Origin of the sequence: Bifidobacterium polysaccharolyticum (assembly GCF_016101585.1) — a bacterium.
In the GTDB taxonomy this organism is placed as follows: Bacteria; Actinomycetota; Actinomycetes; order Actinomycetales; family Bifidobacteriaceae; genus Bombiscardovia; species Bombiscardovia polysaccharolytica.
Genome location: NZ_JACFQG010000001.1, coordinates 455,655 through 477,558 on the forward strand (window position 1 = coordinate 455,655; position 21,904 = coordinate 477,558).

The 21,904-nt window shown below is 62.3% G+C and carries 11 protein-coding genes; 4 read left to right on the forward strand and 7 right to left on the reverse strand.

Features of this window, described 5'->3' with window-relative positions:
- Positions 1-104 precede the first annotated feature (104 nt).
- On the forward strand, positions 105-2,738 hold the full coding sequence (locus H3T90_RS01870; protein WP_198229399.1) for a DNA gyrase/topoisomerase IV subunit A: 2,634 nt from the start codon (positions 105-107) through the stop codon (positions 2,736-2,738).
- A gap of 17 nt (positions 2,739-2,755) precedes the next feature.
- On the opposite strand, the gene H3T90_RS01875 is transcribed toward H3T90_RS01870, so the two are convergent.
- From H3T90_RS01875 to H3T90_RS01890, 4 genes are all read right to left on the reverse strand, one after another.
- Positions 2,756-7,675: an ATP-dependent helicase gene (locus H3T90_RS01875; protein WP_198229400.1), complete on the reverse strand. Its 4,920-nt coding sequence runs from the start codon at positions 7,673-7,675 to the stop codon at positions 2,756-2,758.
- 48 nt (positions 7,676-7,723) lie between these two features.
- Complete coding sequence (locus H3T90_RS01880; protein WP_198229401.1) at positions 7,724-10,138, reverse strand: DNA gyrase/topoisomerase IV subunit B; 2,415 nt, start codon at positions 10,136-10,138, stop codon at positions 7,724-7,726.
- Between the two features lie 131 nt (positions 10,139-10,269).
- Complete coding sequence (locus H3T90_RS01885; protein ID WP_232350485.1) at positions 10,270-11,691, reverse strand: RNA polymerase sigma factor; 1,422 nt, start codon at positions 11,689-11,691, stop codon at positions 10,270-10,272.
- A 113-nt stretch (positions 11,692-11,804) separates the two neighbouring features.
- The gene (locus H3T90_RS01890) at positions 11,805-12,410 is read right to left on the reverse strand and encodes a DUF4192 family protein (protein ID WP_181415085.1); all 606 of its coding nucleotides are present in this window, start codon (positions 12,408-12,410) and stop codon (positions 11,805-11,807) included.
- A 193-nt stretch (positions 12,411-12,603) separates the two neighbouring features.
- Here H3T90_RS01890 and H3T90_RS01895 point away from each other — a divergent pair, with 193 nt between their 5' ends.
- Complete coding sequence (locus tag H3T90_RS01895; RefSeq protein ID WP_198229403.1) at positions 12,604-13,830, forward strand: polyprenyl synthetase family protein; 1,227 nt, start codon at positions 12,604-12,606, stop codon at positions 13,828-13,830.
- Positions 13,823-16,072: a protein kinase domain-containing protein gene (locus H3T90_RS01900; RefSeq protein WP_198229404.1), complete on the forward strand. Its 2,250-nt coding sequence runs from the start codon at positions 13,823-13,825 to the stop codon at positions 16,070-16,072. Before H3T90_RS01895 ends, H3T90_RS01900 begins: the two co-directional genes overlap by 8 nt.
- Before the next feature lie 25 nt (positions 16,073-16,097).
- On the opposite strand, the gene H3T90_RS01905 is transcribed toward H3T90_RS01900, so the two are convergent.
- Entirely contained in the window at positions 16,098-16,787 is a 690-nt protein-coding gene (locus H3T90_RS01905) for a lysophospholipid acyltransferase family protein (protein ID WP_046322784.1), read from the reverse strand.
- 48 nt (positions 16,788-16,835) lie between these two features.
- Between H3T90_RS01905 and H3T90_RS01910 the strand changes: the two genes are divergently transcribed.
- Positions 16,836-17,381: a hypothetical protein gene (locus H3T90_RS01910; protein ID WP_121913353.1), complete on the forward strand. Its 546-nt coding sequence runs from the start codon at positions 16,836-16,838 to the stop codon at positions 17,379-17,381.
- A 96-nt stretch (positions 17,382-17,477) separates the two neighbouring features.
- Here the strand turns inward: H3T90_RS01910 and trpD are convergent, their stop codons facing one another.
- A complete protein-coding gene (gene trpD / locus H3T90_RS01915) occupies positions 17,478-18,578 on the reverse strand; it encodes an anthranilate phosphoribosyltransferase (protein WP_198229405.1) in 1,101 nt (366 codons plus the stop codon).
- A 230-nt stretch (positions 18,579-18,808) separates the two neighbouring features.
- On the reverse strand, positions 18,809-21,763 hold the full coding sequence (gene secA, locus H3T90_RS01920) for a preprotein translocase subunit SecA (RefSeq protein WP_198229406.1): 2,955 nt from the start codon (positions 21,761-21,763) through the stop codon (positions 18,809-18,811).
- Between the last annotated feature and the right edge of the window lie 141 nt (positions 21,764-21,904).

Below are 21,904 nucleotides of genomic sequence, written 5' to 3' on the forward strand. Positions count from 1 at the left end.
TTCAAGCACGGTCAGACCCCAGGCCGACACCGGACCCAGCAGGCACGCTTTGGCGGACCGTCCGGTTATCATAAGGCGGAACGTGAAGGAGCAGGAGCTGGAGCATGGCAACTCATCGCAGGAGCAAGGCGGCGGGGTACGACCCCCGGCAGGTCAAGGAGCACATCGTCGAAACCCCCCTGAACGAGGAGATGAGCAAGTCCTTCCTGGAATACGCCTACTCGGTCATCTACGCCAGGGCCCTGCCCGATGCCCGTGACGGACTCAAGCCGGTCCAGCGACGGATCATCTACCAGATGGGCCAGATGAACCTCAACCCGGACCGCCCATACATGAAGTCCGCCAGGGCCGTGGGCGAGGTCATGGGCAAGCTGCATCCCCATGGCGACTCCTCCATATATGAGGCCATGGTCCGTCTTGCCCAGCCCTTCGCCATGCGCCTGCCTCTGGTCGACGGCCACGGCAACTTCGGATCCTTGGACGACGGACCGGCGGCCTCCCGTTACACCGAGGCCCGGCTGGCCCCGGCGGCTCTGGGCATGAACGCCGACATCGACCAGGACACGGTGGACTTCTCCCCCAACTACGACAACAAACTCAAGGAGCCCCAGGTCCTGCCCTCGGCCATCCCCAACCTGCTGGTCAACGGAGCCTCGGGCATCGCCGTGGGTATGGCCACCAATATGATCACCCACAACCTGGGCGAGGTGGTGGCCGCCGCCAAGTATCTGATGGCCCACCCGGACGCAGGGCTGGATGAACTCATGCGCTATGTACCCGGTCCGGATCTGCCCGGGGGCGGGATCATCATAGGGCGGGACGGCATCCGCAAGGCCTACGAGCACGGTCGGGGGGCCTTTGTGACCAGGTCCGTCACCCACCTGGAGAACGTGACCGCCCGAAAGAAGGCCATCGTGGTCACCGAACTGCCCTTCATGGTAGGCCCCGAGCGGGTTCTGGAGCGCATCTCCGAAGGGGTGCGCAACCACAAGCTGGAGGGCATCTCCAGCGCCATCGATCTGACCGACCGGCACAACGGGACCCGCCTGGTCATCGAGATCAAGACGGGATTCGACCCAGGCAAGGTCCTAGGCAAGCTCTTCAAGTACACGCCCCTGGAGGACTCTTTCACCATAAACAACGTGGCCTTGGTCCATGGACGGCCCAGAACCATGGGGCTCAAGGAGCTGCTGGAGGTCTGGGTGGAGCACCGGCGGACGGTCATCCACCGTCGCAGCGAGTTCCGCCGCAAGAAGGCCCTGGAGCGTCTGCACCTGGTCGAAGGGCTCCTGCTGGCCTTGGTTGACATCGACGAGGTCATCCAGGTCATCCGCAGTTCGGACGACGCGGATGCGGCTAAGACCAAGCTGATGGCGGTCTTCGACCTGGATCAGACCCAGGCCCAGTATATTCTCGACCTGCGGCTGCGGCGGCTGACCAAGATGAGCAGGATCGAGCTGGAGGGCGAGCGCGACGACCTCAAGAAGCAGCTGGAGGAACTGGAGCGGATTCTGGACTCCTCGGCCGAGCTGGATCGGGTGGTCATCCAGGAGATGGATCAGGCGGTGGCCCAGTGGGGCACACCCAGGCGCACGGTCATCCTGGACCAGGAGCCATCCGGAGATCTGGCCCCTGTGCAGTCGGCAGCCAGTGATCAGCAGACCGCTCAACAGACCACCAGTAAGGCCAGTGCTGGCCGAAAGGTTGCACTAGCGGTCAACGGAGGAACCAGCCGCAGCGAAGATGGTGGCGATCTGCACATGGAGGACAAGCCCTGCACGGTCATGATGAGCGCCACCGGACTGCTGGCACGCAGCACTCCAGGCGCCCTGGATGCATGGCGGTCCCGGCCACGCAACCAGGACCGTGGGCATGACGACCAGATCATCGCCATATTCGCCACCACCACCCTGGCCACATACGGCCTGGTCACCACGGCTGGACGGCTGATCACCGCTCCTGTGGCCGACCTACCGCTGATCCCGGCCACCGCCAACCCCAACCTGAGCGGAGGCATCGTGGCCGACGAGCTCCTGAGCGGAACGGCCAGCACCGAACCCCAGGCCGACGAGCACGCCGTCACCGTCATCAACATGACCGACTCCCGGCCTCTGGCACTGGGCACACGCCTGGGCAAGGTCAAACGCTGGAACCGCGAGTCGCCGACCACCATGGACTCCTGGTCGGTCATCGATCTCAAGGATGACGACCAGGTGGTCTTCGCAGCCCCCTGCCAGGACGGGGACCGCATGGTCCTCATCTCCTCGGATGCCAGCCTGCTGACCTTCACCGGGGACAAGGTCCGACCCCAGGGCCGCAATGCAACAGGCATGGCGGGCATACGTCTGGCCCAGGACTGCCAGGTTGCCACCTTCGCGGTCGTACCGGCCGGGGATATCGGCTGGACCTACCAGGAGACCGGCGAGGATGGCATGAGCACCCAGGCCGGGGCCGTGGTCCTGACCGTGGCCGGCGACTCCGAGGCCCTGCCAGGCACCGAGAATGGATCGGCCAAGCTGACGCCGCTGGAAATGTATCCGGTCAAGGGCCGTGGCACGGGCGGCGTGCGCTCCCAGCGCTTCCTCAAAGGTCAGGACACCCTGCTGCTGGCCCGGGTGGGCTCCTGGCCCCTGCACGCCAGCACTGCTGCCGGATCGCCGGTTGAACTGCCCGACGTGGACATGCGACGGGATGCCTCCGGCCAGGAACTGGCAGCACCTATCGCCTTCGTGGCATGAGGACGCTCAGCAAAGGCTCAGTAGAGGGCCATGCCACCCGGCCCGGCCGTGAATCCGGCAGCGGACATGGCCATGCCCACCGGTTCGCGCATAGTCAGGGGTCGGCCATTGGCATCACTGAAGAGAATGCGTCCCTGCCCACCCCGCCTCAGCCATGAGGCCAGCTGGGCGAAGGCGGCCTCCAACAATCCACGGTCCGGCTTGCCGAAGACCAGCAGATGATGACCCTTGGGTGCCGCATAGACCAGGACACGGCCTCGATTCTGCACCATGAGGTTCCCCATACGCCGAATGGGCCGACCGCCGCCATCCCCTGTTGTGGTTGGCCAGGCAAGAGCCGTGCCATAGAGGTTGGCTGGATCGGTCACGTCCATGACCACGGGTTCGGGGGGCCGCTGCTCCGATTCGCCTTCACCATCATTATTGCGCTCACCTTCTTGGAAGTCCCTGAGCTGGTCGATCACCTCCCGCGGGGCGAACTGGGCGCCGCCGAAACCGTCAACGATGACTCCGCGCGTCAGCTGGCCGGCCTCCTCCATGCGTCTGCAGACCTGATAGAGGGCCGAGAATCCGCCAGGGAGGGACCGCACTTCAGACAGTACCGGAGCCAGGAGCCCATAACGGTCCAGGATGGCTTGCTCCTCGTGGACCAGGCGGACGGTCCGCTGCCGGTCAGCGTCCTGGCTACTACCTCTAAGCTCATCGCTTGAATCATCCTTGTGAGTCCCTGACGCACCTCCCGCTGCTCCGCGCTCATCCGCAACCAGAGTCCAGAACCCCTCCGTAGCCGCTGACAGCGCTGATGAGCCGGCTGTCCGCGTCAAGGCCGAACGACCCAAGGGCCTGCCGCGTCCACGCAATCCATGAGGCAAACGGCGGGTCCTACCTGAGGTCTGTGGGCCTGACCCTCGGACAAGGCGCCGTACTGGAGCCAAGGAGGCGTTGGTGACCATTCCACGCCTGACCAGCCACCAGAGCGACCGGGCCAGAGCCTCCTGGTCGGGGGTCTCAGAATCAGTGGAATCAATGTCACTTCTGCCCCGATCGGCGCAGGCTCGCAGAAGCCGATCGAAGCGGTAGGCTCCGCCATCAGCCAGAACATTCAGCAAGGTCTCTTCCAGATCGCCCGCGTTGCCCGAGTTGCTCGACTTGTCGGCCTCATCCGTGACTGGTAGAGAACCGGCAGCTTGTGCTGGAAGCTCCTTATCTAGGTCCTCGGCCAGATAAAAGGTCATGGCGCCCAGAGGCCCCTCGCCCTGTTCGGAACCCACCCAGACCACCTTGCCCGAGGCCAGCAGATCGTCCATCAATGCGGGACCGTAATCACGCACCCTGGCCGGGAAGATGGCCGATTCCCAGAGCGCAGGCGGAAGAGCCAGCCCTTCCAGCTGCCCGACTACCTCCAGTAGCCCCTCAGTGCCCATCAGAGGTTCCTGACCGAGGGGTGCCAGACCCTGCTGATGAAGAAGAAAGTCGCTGTAGACATGGCCGGGAACGGGGCTGGCGGCCTTGCTCGCCTTGGCCAGGGACCTCGAGCGCAGCCGACGGAAGACCTCGGGATCCAGCCATCCTCGACGGGGTTCGCCTCCCTCCCATCCGGGCTCACCATAGGCACTCAGGTCAGGACGGGGGAAGACCCCGGTCATGAGTAGCTCGCGTGCGACCATGGAACGCAGTCTGTCCTCCAAGAGAGCACTGCCCAGGCCCAGGTGGCCAGCCAGGTCCTTGGTGGTGAACGGCCCATGGACTGCAGCGTATTGCCTGATCAGCTGGTCGAAGGCCTCGCTGTCTGATTCCTTTGTTGACTGGGCGGATGGCTGGATGCCTGGGCCCAGGACCGCCGTAAGTCGCCCCGCCTGACCAGCCCATACCCAGCAGTCGCGAGCGCCTAGCCTGATCTGTACCACCCTGTGCTGGGCTTTCAGCTCTTCCAAAATGACACGAACCTGTGCCTCCGTCGCCGGTTCGTCCTCCTGCCCGTGCATACGCCGACGAATCCCCGCCAAATCCATGGGGCCCAAGATGCGCAGCAGGTCGGCCAGTCCTTCGGCCCCCTTGGCCCGGGTCCTGGGCGAAAGCCGCTGCAAATCAGCGGTCACCTGGTCTACTGTCTCCTGGTCCAGAAGGTCAGCCATGTCCACCTGGCCGACCATCTGCTCCAGCAAGTCGGAGTCGATGGCCAGCATGGCGGCATCGCGCTCGGCCTTGGGCATGTCGTACTGGTACATGAAGGTACCCAGGTAACCGAAGAGCAGCCCTGAGGCCATGGGCGAGGGGGTCTTGGTAGAGGCCGGGACCAGACGGACGCTCCCCTGCTCCAGGTCGGCCATCAGCTCGCGCAGGGCAGGCATGTTGTAGACGTCCTGCAGGCACTCGCGCATGGTCTCCAGGACCAGGGGGAAGTCATCCTCCTTCAGGGCTGCATCCAGCAGACGGGAGGCCCGTAGACGCTGCTGCCAGAGCGGAACCCTGCGGCCAGGCTCCATCCTGGGCATGTAGAGCGAGCGGGCTGCGCACTGGCGGAAGCGGGCTTGGAAGAGCGCAGAGCCAACCAGATGCCGTCGAACCTCGCGTTCCACCTGATCGGGGGTGAATCCGAATATTCGCTGATCTTCCAGGAAGGCATCCGTGTCTGGAATCTGCACGACAATGCCGTCCTCGCCTGCCCAGACGGATCCGTCGTAGCCGCGCTCGCGGGAGAGCCGTGCGGTGATGGCCAGGGCCCAGGGCTCGTTGACCCTGCGGCCGTATGGCGAATGGAGGACCAGTCTCAGGTCGCCCTCCTCGTTGGGGCAACGCTCGACCACCAGATGCCGGTCGTCGGGCACCTGGCCCGTAGAGGCCTGCTGCTCGGCCAGAAAGGCGGCCAAATTGTTGATAGCAGGACGGTCCAGGCCGTCCTCCAACAGACGAGAGCAGACAGCTTGAGTGAAGCCCGGCCGACCGGAGGCGGTCTGGACCGCCGGTATCAGACCCTGGGACAGTTCCCTGGCAAGCTTGCCGAGGCGACGGCCGAAGGCAGGGTCACGTCCAGTGCCTTCACCATGCCAGAAGGGCAGTCTGGCCGAGCGTCCCGGAGCGGGTACCACCACCACACGATCGCGGGTGATCTGCTGGATCCTCCAAGAGGTGGTGCCCAGGGTGATCACGTCTCCCTTTCGGGACTCATAGACCATCTCCTCGTCCAGCTCTCCTACTCGACGGGGTTTGCCACCAGCGGCCTCTGAAGGCATGACCACACTGTAGGAGCCACGGTCGGGAATGGTGCCTCCGGAGGTGACCGCCAGGCGTTGCGCGCCGGGGCGGGCTGTCAATGTGCCTGCCTGGTGATCCCAGACCAGGATGGGGCGGAAGGCGGTGAAGTCCTGGGAGGTGTAGGCGCCGCTGAGCATGCCCAGCACCGCCCGATAGACTTGCTGGTCCAAGTGGGCGAAGGGTGCAGCCCGTCTGACTGTGGCAAGCCAGTCCTGCTCCTTGAGTGGCCCCATGGCAGCTGCGGCCACCGTCTGCTGAGCCAGAACATCCAAAGGACTGCTGGGCATGATGGTGGGTTCGATATCGGCTTGGACCATGCTTTCCATGCTGGCCGTACACTCCAGGATCTGCTCACGAGTCAGGGGGAAAAGCCTGGCTTGCGACACCCGTCCCACTTGATGGTCGGCCCGACCCACCCTCTGCAGTCCCGAGGCGGTCGACAGCGGGGCATTGACCTGGATGACCAGATCGACCGAGCCCATATCGATGCCCAGCTCCAGGCTGGAGGTGGCTACCACGCACCGCAGCCTGCCGGCCTTGAGGTCGTCCTCAACCTGGCGGCGGCGCTCCTTGGACACCGAACCATGGTGGGCCATGGCAATGGGTTGGTCGACACTCAGGCCGGAAGTCCTATCGGAAGTGGACCCGGTGGCCGAATCGTAGTGGGCGGGCTCCCTGGCCTGCCCAGCCCTGCCGGTGGACTCGACTGTTTCATGGGATAAACCTGGCTGGTCGTGATTCGTGGCCTGCAGATCTGACTGGTGCAGGTCGTTCAGCCGAGCGGTCAGGCGCTCGGCAAGACCTCGGGAGTTGACGAAGACCAGGGTGGTGTGGTGGGACAGGACCTGGTCCAGAATGGCCCGCTCGACGGCAGGCCAGATGGATCCGCTTCTTTGGTCGCCATCCTGCCCATCCTGGCCCGATTGGCCGGGCGGCGCAGCCAGATCGCCCATGTCCTTCAGGGGTTCGATAAGCCGCAGGTCCATGGCTGTGGACGACTTGGGCTGAATCAGGCTGACGGGACGGCTGCCTCCCAGAAAACGGGCCACTTGCTCGGGCGGCCGGACCGTAGCCGACAGACCTATCCGCTGCACTGGCCGTCCGACCAGGTCGTCCAGCCGCTCCAAGCTCAGCGCCAGATGAGCCCCGCGCTTGTTGCCTGCCAAAACGTGGATTTCGTCCACAATAACGGTCTGGACGTTCTTCAGTGTGCTGGCCGTCTTTGAGGTCAGCATCAGATAGAGCGATTCGGGGGTGGTGACCAGAATATCCGGAGGATGAGCAGCCAGAGCCCTACGGCCGCGGGCATCGGTGTCCCCAGTGCGGATGCCCGTCCGGACCTTGGGCACTTTTCGTCCCTGTCTGGCGAAGCGCTCGGCAATGCCGTCCAGCGGATTCTGCAGGTTGCGGGCCACGTCCGTCCCCAGGGCCTTCATGGGCGAGACGTAGAGCACAGCGACACCTGGTTCCCGAGAGCGCCGAGGGCTGGTCACGAGCTCGTCAATGGCCCAAAGAAAGGCAGCCAGAGTTTTGCCTGAACCGGTGGGCGAGATGATCAGCGCATTGCCGCCCGAGCGGATGGCCGGCCAGGCTTGTACCTGGGTCGGCGTGGGACCTTCGGGAAAGGCCTGACGGAACCAGTCCGCCGTCTGCGGGGAGAAATTACCCAAGGGATCGTTCATATGTGTCACGTTCCTCTCCCCGTCCTTTTGGACATTCCTGAAGGTCAATCAGGTATCGATCTTGCTCCGGTCGAAGTCGTCGGCATTGTCCACGATGAACTGCTTGCGGGGCGGTACGTCGTCGCCCATGAGCAGGGGGAAGATGCCGGCCGCCTGAGCGGCATCCTCCATGCGGATACGGCGCAGCATGCGGGTCCTGGGGTCCATGGTGGTGTCAGCAAGCTGGTCGGCGTCCATCTCACCCAGACCCTTGTAGCGCTGCACATCGGGATTGTAGTCGATGTGCTTGGCCTGTAGGTCGGCCAGCTTGCCTTCCAGCTCATCGTCCGAATAGGTGTAGATGAACTTCCCCTTGTTCTTGCCTGCAAGAGCGATTCGATGCAGGGGCGGCACGGCTGCGTAGACCCGCCCGTTCTCGATCAGGGGCCGCATGTAACGGTAGAAGAGGGTCAGCAACAGGATGCGGATGTGTGCGCCGTCAACATCGGCGTCGGTCATCATGATGACCTTGTTGTAGCGGGCCTGGTCGATGTCGAAGCTGGCTCCCGAGCCAGCACCGACCACCTGGATAATGGAGGCGCACTCCTTGTTGGTCAGCATCTGGGACAGGGAGGCCTTCTGCACGTTGAGGATTTTGCCGCGGATGGGCAGCAGGGCCTGGAACATGGAATTTCGGGCGGCCTTGGCCGTACCCAGGGCGGAGTCGCCCTCGACGATGAACAGCTCAGCGATGTCGTCGTTGCCAGGCATGGAATCCGAGAGCTTGGAGGGCATGGAAGCTGACTCCAGGGCGTTCTTGCGCCTGGTGACCTCCTTGGTCTTGCGTGCCTGGACGCGGGCGTGCATCTCGCCGACAATCTTCTCCAGTACTTGGCCGGACTGCTCCTTGAAGCCGCGCTTGGAGCCACTGATCATTTGGCCGAACTGATCGTCGGTCATTCGGGTGACGATGGGTTTGACCTGGGCTGTACCCAACACATCCTTGGTCTGGCCCTGGAACTGCGGCTCGGCGATGCGTACAGTGACCACGGCCACCAGCCCAGCCAAGACATCGTCGCGCTCCACCTTAGTGTGAGAGTCCTTGAGGTTGACCTTGAGGCGGCGGGCATTGGCCTCCACGGCCTTGCGCACCTGACGGGTCACGGCGTTCATGAACCCGTCCACGTGCATGCCTCCGCCGGGTGTCTCCACCACATTGACGAAGCTACGGACGACTGAATCGTAGTCATTGACCCAGCGCAGGGCGATATCCACCCCGCAGACACGTTCCACCTGCTCGGCATGCAGCTCGCCGTCCGAACCCACTCGCTGGGTCTCCTCCTGGTAGGTGTCCTGTCCACTGATCCGCCAGATGTCGCTGACCGGCTCACCCTTGGACAGGAAGTCAACAAAGTCTGTCACTCCACCGGTGTGAAGGAACTCTTCCACTCGCTGATGGCCGGACTCGTCCTCCGGCTGCAGCATCAGCCGGTCAGCCCGCTCAGTGGCCGAAAGATTGGCGTCATCCCTCTCATGATCCGATCCGTCGGAATCAGAGCCATCTGAATGTCCGACCGAGGTTAGTGCAGCATCTGCCTGCGTGTCCTCGGCACGTTCGTCTCTGGCACCTTTTTCAGAGATGTCGCCGTTGTCAGACGATTCACGAAGGTTCTCATGAATGTCCTGATCGTCCTGGACCGGAGCGGGGTCGCCGTCAACCTCCAGGCGCAGGTCCTGTTCGGCGCTTCCTGTGGCCGGAATGCGGTCGTCAATCACGGTGATCTTGAGGCCGGGCACCAGGAAGCTGGTCTGACGCACCCGGTCAATCAGCTGGGCGTAGCTGAACCGGGCCGTAGTGTTGAAGATTTCTGGGTCAGCCCAGTAACGCACCCTGGTGCCGGTACGGGACTTGGGCACGCTGCCCACTATCTCCAGGGGCGTAGGCCGGTTCTTCCTGGTGCGTTTAAAGGGCGAGTCAGGCGATGGATGCTCCGAATCTGGGTCCTGGTAGGTGCCGGGATGACCCTGGTGGAACCGCATCCGATGGGTCTTGCCATCCCTGTCCACCTCCACGTCCAGTCGGGAGCTCAGGGCGTTGACCACCGAAGAGCCCACTCCGTGCAGGCCGCCCACAGCCGTGTATGAAGAGTTACCGAACTTGGCGCCGGCGTGGAGCTTGGTCAGGACCACCTCCACGCCGGTCAGCCCTGTCCGAGGTTCAATATCGACAGGGATGCCTCGGCCGTTGTCGTCAACCTCGATAGAGCCGTCCCGGTGCAGGATGACCTTGATGTGGTCGCACTGGCCAGCCAGGGCCTCATCCACGGCATTGTCGATGATCTCCCAAAGGCAATGCATGAGCCCCTGGCTGTCCGTGGTCCCGATGTACATGCCTGGACGCTTGCGTACTGCATCCAAGCCATCCAGGACCGTCAGACTGCCGGCACCATAGGACTTTCCCTCATCAGGCTTTTTCGCCACCATTTACCTCGCCGTTCACCTCATGGCGCCCAGGAGGATACAGCTCCTCACATGGGCCGTCGCTTACGCACCGATGACCATTTCTAGCAAGGAGGCCTCGACAGTGTTCAGAGTCTCCCCACCGGGCGTAGAGGTCACTGATCCAGGAAGTCCCGCAGGGTCTGTGAGCGCGAAGGATGCCGTAGCTTGGACATGGTCTTGGACTCGATCTGGCGAATGCGCTCACGGGTGACCCCGTAGACACGGCCGATGTCGTCCAGGGTCTTGGGCTGCCCATCCTCCAGGCCATAGCGCATTTTAATGACGCCGGCCTCGCGGGGGCTCAGGGTCTCGAGAACCTGCTGGAACTGTTCCTGCAGCAGAGAGAAGGCCACAGCATCCGATGGGGCAATGGCATCGGTGTCCTCGATCAGATCACCGAACTCCGAGTCGCCGTCCTCACCCAGAGGGGTGTGCAGGGAGATGGGCTCACGCCCATACTTCTGGACTTCCTGAACCTTCTCGACAGGCATGTCCAGCTCCCGCGCCAGCTCGTCGGGGGTGGGCTCGCGGCCCAGGTCCTGCAACATCTGACGCTGAACGCGGGAAAGCTTGTTGATGACTTCGACCATGTGGACGGGCACGCGGATGGTTCGGGCCTGGTCGGCCATAGCACGGGTGATGGCCTGGCGGATCCACCAGGTGGCGTATGTGGAGAACTTGTAGCCCTTGGTATAGTCGAACTTCTCCACAGCGCGGATCAGACCCAGGTTGCCTTCCTGGATCAGGTCCAGGAAGAGCATGCCCCTGCCGGTGTAACGCTTGGCCAGGGAGACTACCAGTCGCAGATTGGCCTCCAGCAGATGATCCTTGGCCTTCTTCCCGTCATTGGCAGCCCACTTGAGCTCGCGGCGGCGCTTGAAGTCCATGCCCTCGCCCTCGGTGTCCAGCAGATGCTGGGCATAGAGGCCGGCCTCGATACGCTCCGAAAGGTCCACCTCCTGCTCGGCGTTCAGCAGGCTGACTCGGCCAATCTGCTTGAGGTAGTCCTTAACAGGATCGGCGGTGGCGCCAGCGGTGACCACACGACGCTTGGGGTTGCCTGAGGGGGTGACATTCTCGTCGTCATCAGAATCGTCGACAACGAAGGCACCCTTGACCTTGGCAGCGAGGGCATGAGCGGCCTTGCGGTCCTCCTCGGCCTCATCCTCTACCTGGGAGGCCTCATCCTCCTCCTGATCGTCCTCGTCGGGCTCGTCCTCCAGCTGATCCTCGCCCTTGTCCAGCTGGTCGTCGTCCTCCTGGTCCTCTAGCAGGTCCTCGTCGGGCTCTTGCTCCTCCTGCTGCAGGACGGGCTCCTCTTCGACCTTCTTCGTGGTCTTGGAGGCCGGGCGGTGGTTCGTCTTGGTAGCCGAAGTGCCGGCAGTGGCGGTCTTGCGGGCTGTGGTCTTGCGGGACGCCTTGCTGCTGGTCTTGGACCTGGTGGCGGTCTTGGTCTTGCCGGCGGTTGAACTGGTCCGGCCCTTTCCGGTATCCACTGTGGCTGTCTTGGCTGACTTGGTGTCCTTCGTGGCCAAATTCTCCTCCTGGATCATCCCACCCGCCGACACTGCTTTTAAGGCACAGCTATGGCAAGGTCAAATCGTAGACTCACTAAGTGAACCACCCCAGGGGGACGATTATTCCCGATTCAGCCCGATTGCCTCCAAGCTGGGTCGATACTGCGGCCGATCAGTGCTAGAACGATGGCGGCCAAGCTGCATGAGCGGTCGTCGTCCAGGGCTCCCTCAGCAAGACCGGACGCCAGTGATCCCCCACTCCACCAGTCGACATAGGCCGCGACCGCCAGGGGCTGGGACCGGAACCCCGGCGGAACCTTATCCGCCATGGCCTCAAGCATGGCCAGTCCAGCCTGACAACGTGGTTGGTCCGGCCGTGTCGCAGGATCCTTGAAGACCGCATCCAGAATGCTGCAGAGCGCCGTGACGTTGGATGGATCGTTGGGACGAACACACAGGTCCAGCAACCGATCCCTGTGTAGACCAGGCTCAGGTGCCAGGATGGACAGAATAAGCCCGTCGCGTATGGCCAGGGTCTCCTTGATGGCCACAGCCAGACGGTCAGCTGTATCGGAGTCCAAAGGCGGGTACGGCTGCTGCCCTTTCAAGCCGGCAGTCCAGTCCGTCAAGGGTTGCCGGAGCCATCGCCTGTCAGCATCTTCCACACCCCATCTTCGTCGGCCCTCTCGGTAGTTCTCAACAAGTTTTGTCATGCCGTCTTCGTGCATGTCACTCATACAGTCATCGCCTCCCATCCGCTCCCGGTCCGGGGAGCCTTGGCACCATCCTGAACCAGTTGGAACCGTTGGGAAGGCCACAGCCGATCATGTGGTCAAGTGGGGTCATCCATCCACCATGTTCCTTGCAGCCATGGGCAGTGCAGCCCACCCGCTGGGCAGATATGCAGATAGGCTCTAAGGCATGAAGAGCGTGACAGCAGCACGGGTCGAACAGCGTATGGAGGAACTGCTCCATCGCCATTGCGACCACCTGACTGCTCCGAGGCCCGGACCGGACCATCCCCTAGATCAGGACCCCTCCCAGGAGGCTTTGCAGGCGGTTATTCTCCAGGCAATCGAGGCTGGCCGAGGCGGCAAACGGCTGCGTGCCCTGCTGCTCTGCGACGTCTGGAGGGCTCTGGAATCCGAGCAGAATCCAGACCGTGAACAGGCGGTAGTGGACCTTGCCTGTGCCCTGGAGGTCTACCAGACTAGCGCCCTGGTCCACGACGACATCATTGATGGCTCCCCCCGTCGCCGGGGCCGCCCTGCCGCGCATCTGGCTCTGAGCCGGTCGGTTGCCGAAAACAATCCAAACGACCGGGCCCCCGCCCGACCTGATGCTCGCGGCACTGGCTTGGGCATCCTCCTTGGCGACCTGCTGGCATCGCTGAGCACGGCCCTGGCCCTCCAGGCGGCTGCCGACCTGCCTCAGGGGCCGGCCATCGGCAGGGTCTTCCAAGCTATACAGACAGCTGTGGTCACCGGACAAGTCCTGGACATGGGGATGGAAGAGGCTTCCTTGGACGATCCGGAACGTCTGCGCAGCCAGGCCATGCACACCATGGCATGGAAGACCGCCTCCTACACCACCATGGCCCCCCTGGCTCTGGGGTTGCTAGCTGCCGGAACGGACCTGGAAGAGCATAAAGTGTCAGTGCACGTCCTAGGCCTGGATCTGGGACTGGCCTTCCAACTGTCGGACGATCTGCTGGATGTGGCAGGCGACGACCGCCACACCGGCAAACCCGTGGGAGGCGATATTCGCGAGGGCAAGCGGACCGTCCTCCTGGCCGACACTCTGGCCATGGCCAATCCTGACCAGGCCAAGGAGGTTCGCCGTCTCTACGATTCCCCCTCCCAACGCCGCAAGGATGCCCAGGTGAATATGGTCCGTGACCTGATGCAGTCCTGCGGTGCTGTAGAGGCCAGTCGTCGACGCATAGCCGACCTGTCCGTCCGAGCCCAGGCCCGAGCCCAGGCCCTGGCCGATGACCTGCACCTGTCTGCCAGGGGCCGAACCATCTTCCTGAAGGCCTGCCGACGCTTCCTGCCGCTTGCCACCACCGCCGGGTATCATGAACGTGTATCTTCCATTGATGCCGAGGCCGGTCAGGCCTCCGAGGTGCAGAGGGCCGGACAAGACGAGCATGAGTGAAGCGGACGAGAGGACAAGCGACCGGATCATAGACGGGCGCTACCGCATTCTGCGCGAGATTGCGCAAGGTGGCATGGCCACGGTCTACGAGGCTCTGGATCTGCGGCTGTCCAGGCATGTGGCGGTCAAGATCATGCACACCGTGCTGGCCCAGGGGCCGCACAGGGCCCAGTTCGAGGAGCGTTTCCGCCGGGAGGCCAGGTCTGCGGCCGCCATCGCCAACCCCCACATTGTTCAGGTTTACGATACAGGCGTCGACCAAGGGCTGGACTACCTGGTCATGGAGTATGTCCACGGAATAAGCCTGCGGAGGGACATGGCCCGTCAGGGAGTCTATCCCCTGAAGGAGACCCTGCGCATCGTGGGCGAAATCCTGGACGGCCTGGCCTCTGCCCACCGAGCCGGCGTCATCCATCGCGACATCAAGCCGGAAAACATCCTCATCAACGACCGCGGCCATGTGGAGATCACCGACTTCGGCCTGGCCCGCGCCGCCGCTCAAGCCACTCTGTCCTCGACAGGCATGCTCATGGGCACGGCCGCCTACCTGGCCCCCGAAACCATTGAGAACAATGAGGCCTCCCCCCAGAGCGACCTCTACGCCGTGGGCATCATCGCTTACGAGATGTTGACCGGCACGGTCCCCTTCGCCAGTGACAATCCGGTAACCATCGTCTTCAAGCACGTCCACGAGGATGTCCCCTCCCTGGCCAGGGTCTGCCCGGGAATCGACCCATCCGTAGCCGCCCTGGTCTCCGGACTGACCGACCGCTCCCCCGAAAATCGTCCAGACAACGCAGGCAAGGCCCTGGAAAGCCTGAGAAAGGTGGTCAGGGGACTAGACCGGCAAGCCATGGACTACATGTTGCCTGCAACAGCCACAACGGCCGTAGCAGACGCAGCAAGCGGAGAGCCCGAACTCACCATCGCCGGGACCCTCGGACACGACCCTGAGATGCCCGAATCGCCAACTCAAAGAGCTACGGCACCCAGTGACGATGCCGAAGATGCAGCCACACAGACCATTGCTGCAGCAACCGCCCCGGAGGGTTCAGACACGGTCCTAGCTGTGCCCGCCCCGCCCGAAACCGATGCGGACGCAGCGACCAGACGCTATCGGCTCAACGACGTGGACACTCCCTCCTGGGCCGAAACTACAACCGTTCTACAGCCTCAGGACCCGACGACTTCCCCCGCTGATGTGGCGGCTGTCCCGGCTTCTGTCCAGACCATGCAGCAAGGCGCTGAAGCAGCGAAACCCAAGCACCGGCATCGGGGCTTGATCATCGTGCTGGTGATTCTGCTGGTACTGGCCCTGGCCGGAGGCGGCGGAGGCGCCTGGTGGTATTACCTGGGTCCGGGCAGTTATTACGCACTGCCCAAACCGGATGACATCTCCTGCTCCGAAAATCAGGAGTGTAAGGTACTTGGCGCCGACTACGCCAAGTACACCCGCACGCTCAAGGTCGCAGGCATTAAGGTCTATACCGACTATGACTTCAGCGATCAAGTGCCCAAAGGGGCCATCATGGCTGCGGATCCCGATGCGGTCGGGGCCCATATCAGCAAACGTGGCGGTCGCCTCAACCTGACCGTCTCCAAAGGGGTTCGCCAGGCTACAGTGCCCAAGGACATCCTGATGCCAGACACCTCCAACGGCAAGGACCCCATCCAAGCCCTGAAGGCGGCTGGGTTCGACAAGATCGTCCGTGACTCATCCAAGGACCAGTACTCCATGGATATACCCGAGGGAGCGGCGATTTCAGTGGACCCGGCCCCAGGGACCAAAACCCGGCACGATGCCAAGGTCAGCCTGGTCCTATCCAAGGGTCGGATGCCCGTGGCCATGCCCGACATCATCGGCAAGGCCAGGGACGATGCCAAGGCGGCTCTGGAAGCCCTCCGGCTCAAGGTCAACTACAGCGAGGACTGGTCAGACACGGTACCCCGTAACCAGGTGATTTCCGCCTCCCACCAGGCCCAGGAACAGCTTCACTGGGGCGATGCGGTCAACGTAGTGATCTCCAAGGGGCCGCAGTCCATCACCATGCCCGATGTAAAGGGCAAGAGCCAGGACGAGGCCACACAGATCCTGCAGAGATACGGACTCAAGGTCAACATCTCCGCACCGCTGGGCAACCTGACCCATACGGTGCGAATTCAGGATCCCAACCCCGGCACCCGAGTCAAGGTGGTCAATGATGACGGCTCACCAGCCGTCGTGACTCTGACTGTGGTCTGACTACGCTATTCTCTGCAGTCCGTCGTCAGCCCAGTTCTTCTTTGCTCTCATGCGCCTTGATGACCTGAGCATACACATCCACGTAGCGCTGCCCGCTCATCTCCTCGATCTCCTGCATAATCCTGTCGGTCAGGTTGCGGATCTCCTCGTGGGTGAGGCTGTTGACCGGCACGTAGGGCACAGTAATGGGCTTGCCGAAGATGACCTTGGTCTTGCCGCGGTGTGGAAGCACATGGCCGGGTTCCTGAAGCTGCCGAGTACCGATGATAGCGGTGGGCACCACTGTCGTTCCAGTCTCGAAGGCAAGCCGCGCCGCCCCGGTGTGCCCACGGTAGAGCCTGCCGTCAGGGCTTCGCGTACCTTCTGGATGGATGCCGAAGATATGTCCGTGTTCTAGGATGGAACGTGCGGTTTCCATGGCTCCCAGCGACTTGGAGCCGCCCGACCTATCGACGGGGAAGACTCCGACCGAGCTGAACCACCACTTCTTGAACTTGCCCTTTATTCCCTTGCCGTTGAAGTACTCGGCCTTGCCCATGAAGTGGATCATCCGCGGGCAGGTGATGGGTAGAAGGGCATCGTCGATGACGGCCAGATGATTGGAAGCGATGATGGCAGCCCCCTGCTTGGGAATGTTCCCCGTGCCTTCAACGGTCGGTTTGAACCAGGTACGCGCCAACGGACCGAGCAATTTGACGAAGAACCAGTACAGCACAGAGACTCCTTGGTAGCGAATGCGTGCGGCCGAGGTTACGATGGTTCTATGACCGAGCACAAGCATAACGACGCCGGGAATCAGTATAACAGCGAGGCGGGAACCGGGTCCTCACAGGGGAACGATGAGTGGATGGACTTTCTGAACTCGCACGCTGACGAGCTAGGTTCCCTGGAATCGTCCAAGACGGCCAAGGAATTCGAAAAGAAAGCTCGGAAGTCCGAGAAGAAGGCGGCGCTGAGGGCCGAGGACTTGAAGCGCGATTCCTTCGTCGGCGGCTCCGGGCCTCGCGATTTCCAAGGCAGGAGCTGGCTGGACACCGACGAGGTCATGGACCAGTCGTCGAACTTTGTGCCGCCTAACCCTGACCTGAGCGACCTTGGCAAAAGGCGGATGGCCTTCATCATCATGACGGTGCTGGGCCTGGTCTGCTTCTTCCTGACCATCCTGATCCCCCGCTGGTCCGGCTTGACCGGCCTGCTGGCGGGCTTGCTTCTGCTGATAGGCATCGCAGGATTGATCATTGACCGGAAGAACTTCCGCGATGCCTCAAGCGGCCTCTTCGATGATGACGAACGACACTACCGGCGATGAAGCTGTGAGCCGCCATATATAAACCGCCAATACGTTCGGGCCTCGCTGGCAGAAACATCAGCCAGCGAGGCCCGAACAGTTGTGGCAACCGTGAACCTACAACAATATCGGGCGACGTGCCCGTTCCTCTTGCTGGCAGCGGGTCTGCGCCTCCTGGGCTCCGTGAATCCAGGCGGCTAGCAGGTCGGCGGCCCTGCCCTGGTCCACAACCTCCGTAGCCAGTTGGTAGGCCTGAGCAAACCGGACACTCAGATCGGCTACGGGATCAGCTTCGATCTGTGTGCCGTCAGCTACGATGGCCGACGCTGCATTGAGCAGGGCTGTTGAACGGGAGGGAATCGACTTTCCAGCCAGGAAGTCCCTGACGACACTGGCATTGAAAGCTGGATCGCCGCCGCGTAGGTCATCCAGATCGACCGGATCAATACCTAGCTCACGAGTCGGGTCGAAGGACCGCTCCTCCACCTTGCCCTGGTGTATCTCCCAAATGGAAACCGGGCCGGTCGGGGCCATCTCGTCAAGGCCTTCGACCGAGGTGTAGACCATGCCCTCCTGACCGCGTGAGGCGTAAACCTGGGCCATCATGGGGCTCAGCTGACGCTGGGCGCATCCAATGGCCACATAGCGCGGGTTAACCGGGTTGGTCAAGGGTCCCAGCAGGTTGAAGACGGTCGGAATACCCAGCGACGAGCGGACAGGTCCTGCAAAGCGCATGGCAGGGTGGAAGGTCTTGGCAAAGACGAAGGTGATGCCGTAGCGGTCCGCCATGGCGGCCACCTCCTTGGGCGGCAGATCCAGCGGAAGACCCAGCTGTTCCAGACAGTCGGCGGTGCCGCTCTTGCTGGATGCAGCCCTGTTGCCGTGCTTGACGATCCTGACCCCTGCTGCCGCAGCCACGATGGCGCCCATGGTCGACAGGTTGACTGTTGCAGCCCCGTCGCCGCCAGTGCCGACGATGTCGGTCACGTCACCACTGACCTTCAGCGGCACCGCATGACCCACCATGGCCTTGGCAGCCCCTTCGACCTCCGGACTGGTCAGACCCAGAGTGGACTGCATGGACAGGGCGGCCCCCACCTGCACCGGGTCGGCATTTCCGTCCATCAGGTCGTTCATGCACCACTCGGCCTCATCCGCGCTCAGGTGTCGACCGGACACCAAGGAGTTCAGGACGGATTTCCAGCTAAGTGGCCGCATGATGACTCTTTTCCTTAGAATAAGCGGGGCTGGATGCCCCGCTGTTTGCTCTAGGTTTACTGCCCTGCCCCTCCCTGACACAAGGCCATCCCACATTTCGGTCACTTGTCTACCAATATATGAAAGCACCTAATCCAATATATGGAAACGGCCACCGCCCTAATGAGCGATGGCCGTCGAGTAAATCAGCAACCCTGCCTAGGCAGTCCGCTGCAGATTATGCATACGTATCATTTCTTCTCGTTCTGGCCGTGGCACATCTTGTACTTGCGTCCAGACCCGCAGGGGCAAGGGGCGTTTCGAGGCGTGCCTGGGAAGGTACGGCCATCGGCCCAGGGCGAGTGATCTTCTACGGCCTTAGGCCTCTTATTGGCGGGAACCTTGCCCTCGGCATGACTGATGGGCGCAGGTCCGACCGGAGCCGGAGCGCTAGCGTCATCAGCCTCGCTCGCTTCAGCGATATCCTCGGAAGAGTCTTTATCGGAATCCTCTTCCGAATCCTCCTGGACGCTGCCAGCGGGAGCACCTTCGTCACGCTCCTCGGCTGTCTCGTCGATGTCAGTAGTCTCGTCCTCGGCATCAGGCTCTTCAGGCGCCTGATAGTTGACCGGCTCGGACTGGCTCTCCTCATTCTCCTTGCGCTCCTCGCGGGCCCGCCGCTCGTTCTCCTGGCTGGCCGCGATCTGCTTGAGGTCCACGTTGAAGAGCAGCTGTACAGTCTGCTCCTTAATGGCATCGATCATGGAGTTGTACATCTGGTAGCCCTCACGCTGGTACTCGACCAGAGGGTCACGCTGACCCATGCCGCGCAGGCCTATGCCGTCCTTCAAGTAGTCCATCTCGTAGAGATGCTCACGCCACTTGCTGTCCAGGACGGAGAGGACCACCTGGCGCTCCAGCTGCCTGGAGCCCTTCTCGCCCAGCTCATCCTCACGCTCCTGGTAGATGGAATCGGCATCCTCCACGACCTTGTCGGCCAAGGCTTTAACGGCCTTGTCGCCCTTTAGATCCTCCAGGGAGTCCATGGTCTCATCCTGATCAAGACTGATCGGATATACGGAGGCCAGCGCCTTCCAGAGCCCGTCGGCATCCCAGTCCTTTGGCTTGTCCGAACCGTTCTGAGCCCCGCGGATGTAGGAGGTCACGGTCTCTCGGATGAAGCGGAGGATGTCCTCATGGATGTCCTCACCCTTGAGCACGGCCTGACGCTCGCCATAGATGACCTGACGTTGCTTGTTCATCACGTCGTCGTACTTGAGCACGTTCTTGCGAATCTCGTAGTTGCGGGATTCAACGGACTTCTGTGCATTGCGCACACCTTTGGAGACACTCTTGGTGCCAATGGGTTGACCTTCGGGCAGACTCTTGGAGGACATCATTCGGGCCACCAGCTGGGTGTTGAACAGGCGCATCAGGTCATCCTCCAAGCTCAGATAGAACCTGGACTCACCGGGGTCGCCTTGACGGCCGGAACGGCCGCGCAGCTGGTTGTCGATTCGGCGCGACTCGTGCCGCTCGGTGCCCAGCACATAGAGGCCACCCAGCTTGACGACCTCCTCGTGCTCGTCCTTGACCTGCTCCTTAACGGAGTCCAGCATCTTGGGCCAGCGCTTCTCATACTCCTCTGGTGTGTCGTCTGGCGAGTAGCCCTGCTCCTTGAGCTTCTGATCGGCAAGGAACTCTACATTGCCGCCCAACATGATATCGGTGCCGCGTCCAGCCATGTTGGTGGCCACGGTCACGGCCCCCTTGCGCCCTGCGACTGCCACAACCGCAGCCTCACGCGCATGCTGCTTGGCGTTGAGGACCTGATGGTCGATGCCGGCCACGTCCAGCAGGGAGGAGACCACCTCGGAGGACTCCACGGATGCGGTGCCCAGCAGAATCGGCTGGCCCTTTGCATGCCGTTTGGCAACATCGCGGACGATGGCGGCCAGCTTCTCCTTCTTGGAGCGATAGATCAGATCGTCCTGATCCTTGCGGATCATGGGCTTGTTGGTGGGAATGGGCAGCACGCCCAGCTTGTAGGTATTCATGAACTCGGCGGCCTCGGTCTCTGCCGTGCCGGTCATGCCCGCCAGCTTGTCGTACATACGGAAGTAGTTCTGCAGGGTGATGGTGGCAAAGGTCTGGTTCTCGGCCTTGACCTCCACACCCTCCTTGGCCTCGATGGCCTGATGGAGACCCTCGTTGTAGCGACGTCCCTTGAGCAAACGGCCGGTGTGCTCGTCCACGATCAGGACTTCGCCGTTCTGGACGACATAGTCGCGGTCGCGCAGGAAGAGCTCCTTGGCCTTGATGGCGTTGTTCAGGTACCCGATCAGGGCGGTGTTAGCGGGCTCGTAGAGGTTGTCGATGCCCAGGTAGTCCTCCACCTTGGTGATGCCAGGATCCAGGATGCCGACAACTTTCTTCTTCTCGTCGACCTCGTAGTCCTCATCCCTGGTGAGCTTGGGGACCAGCTTGGCGAACTGCCGATACCATCGGGTCACGTCGCCCTCGGCCGGGCCGGAAATAATCAGAGGAGTTCGTGCCTCGTCGATCAGGATGGAGTCCACCTCGTCCACGATGGCGAAGTGGTGTCCGCGCTGAACCAACTCGTCCTTGTCCCAGGCCATGTTGTCGCGCAGGTAGTCGAAGCCGAATTCGTTGTTGGTGCCGTAGGTGATATCCGCTTGGTATTGCTTGCGGCGCTCGGCGGGGCGCTGGTCGGTGATGATGCAGCCCACGCTCATGCCCAGGAAGCGGAAGATGCGCCCCATAAGCTCGCTCTGGTAGGAGGCCAGGTAGTCGTTGACCGTAACCACATGCACACCCTTGCCCTCCAAGGCATTCAGATAACTGGGCAAGGTAGCCACCAAGGTCTTGCCTTCTCCGGTCTTCATCTCGGCTATGTTGCCCCAGTGCAGGGCCGCTCCACCCATCAACTGGACATCGAAATGCCGCTGGCCCAGGGTACGCTTGGAAACCTCGCGTACCGTGGCGAAGGCTTCGGGCATTAGGGAATCGAGGGATTCGCCGTTCTCCAATCGCTGCTTGAACTTAGGCGTCTGCGCCTTGAGCTCCTCATCACTCATGGCCGAGATCTGATCCTCGAAGGCGTTCGTCGCCTTGGCCACCCCCTGAAGCTTGCGAATCTGACGACCCTCGCCCATACGGAGGACCTTGTCCAAGACTGCTACCACGTTGCGCTCCCTACCGTTTCTTTATGGCCTTCACACGCCCTCAGCTGGCGTAGGCCCAGACCTTGATTATCTTACGCGAATGCACCGATTTTCTCGAAACCGATTGTTCCACAAACCCAGCTGCGGCCTTAGCAGCTGGAC

Coding starts and splice junctions, on each gene's coding strand:
- H3T90_RS01870 (WP_198229399.1), top strand. CDS start 105: ATGGCAACTCATCGCAGGAGCAAGGCGGCGGGGTACGACCCCCGGCAG.
- H3T90_RS01875 (WP_198229400.1), bottom strand. CDS start 7,675: ATGAACGATCCCTTGGGTAATTTCTCCCCGCAGACGGCGGACTGGTTC.
- H3T90_RS01880 (WP_198229401.1), bottom strand. CDS start 10,138: ATGGTGGCGAAAAAGCCTGATGAGGGAAAGTCCTATGGTGCCGGCAGT.
- H3T90_RS01890 (WP_181415085.1), bottom strand. CDS start 12,410: ATGAGTGACATGCACGAAGACGGCATGACAAAACTTGTTGAGAACTAC.
- H3T90_RS01900 (WP_198229404.1), top strand. CDS start 13,823: ATGAGTGAAGCGGACGAGAGGACAAGCGACCGGATCATAGACGGGCGC.
- H3T90_RS01910 (WP_121913353.1), top strand. CDS start 16,836: ATGACCGAGCACAAGCATAACGACGCCGGGAATCAGTATAACAGCGAG.
- trpD (WP_198229405.1), bottom strand. CDS start 18,578: ATGCGGCCACTTAGCTGGAAATCCGTCCTGAACTCCTTGGTGTCCGGT.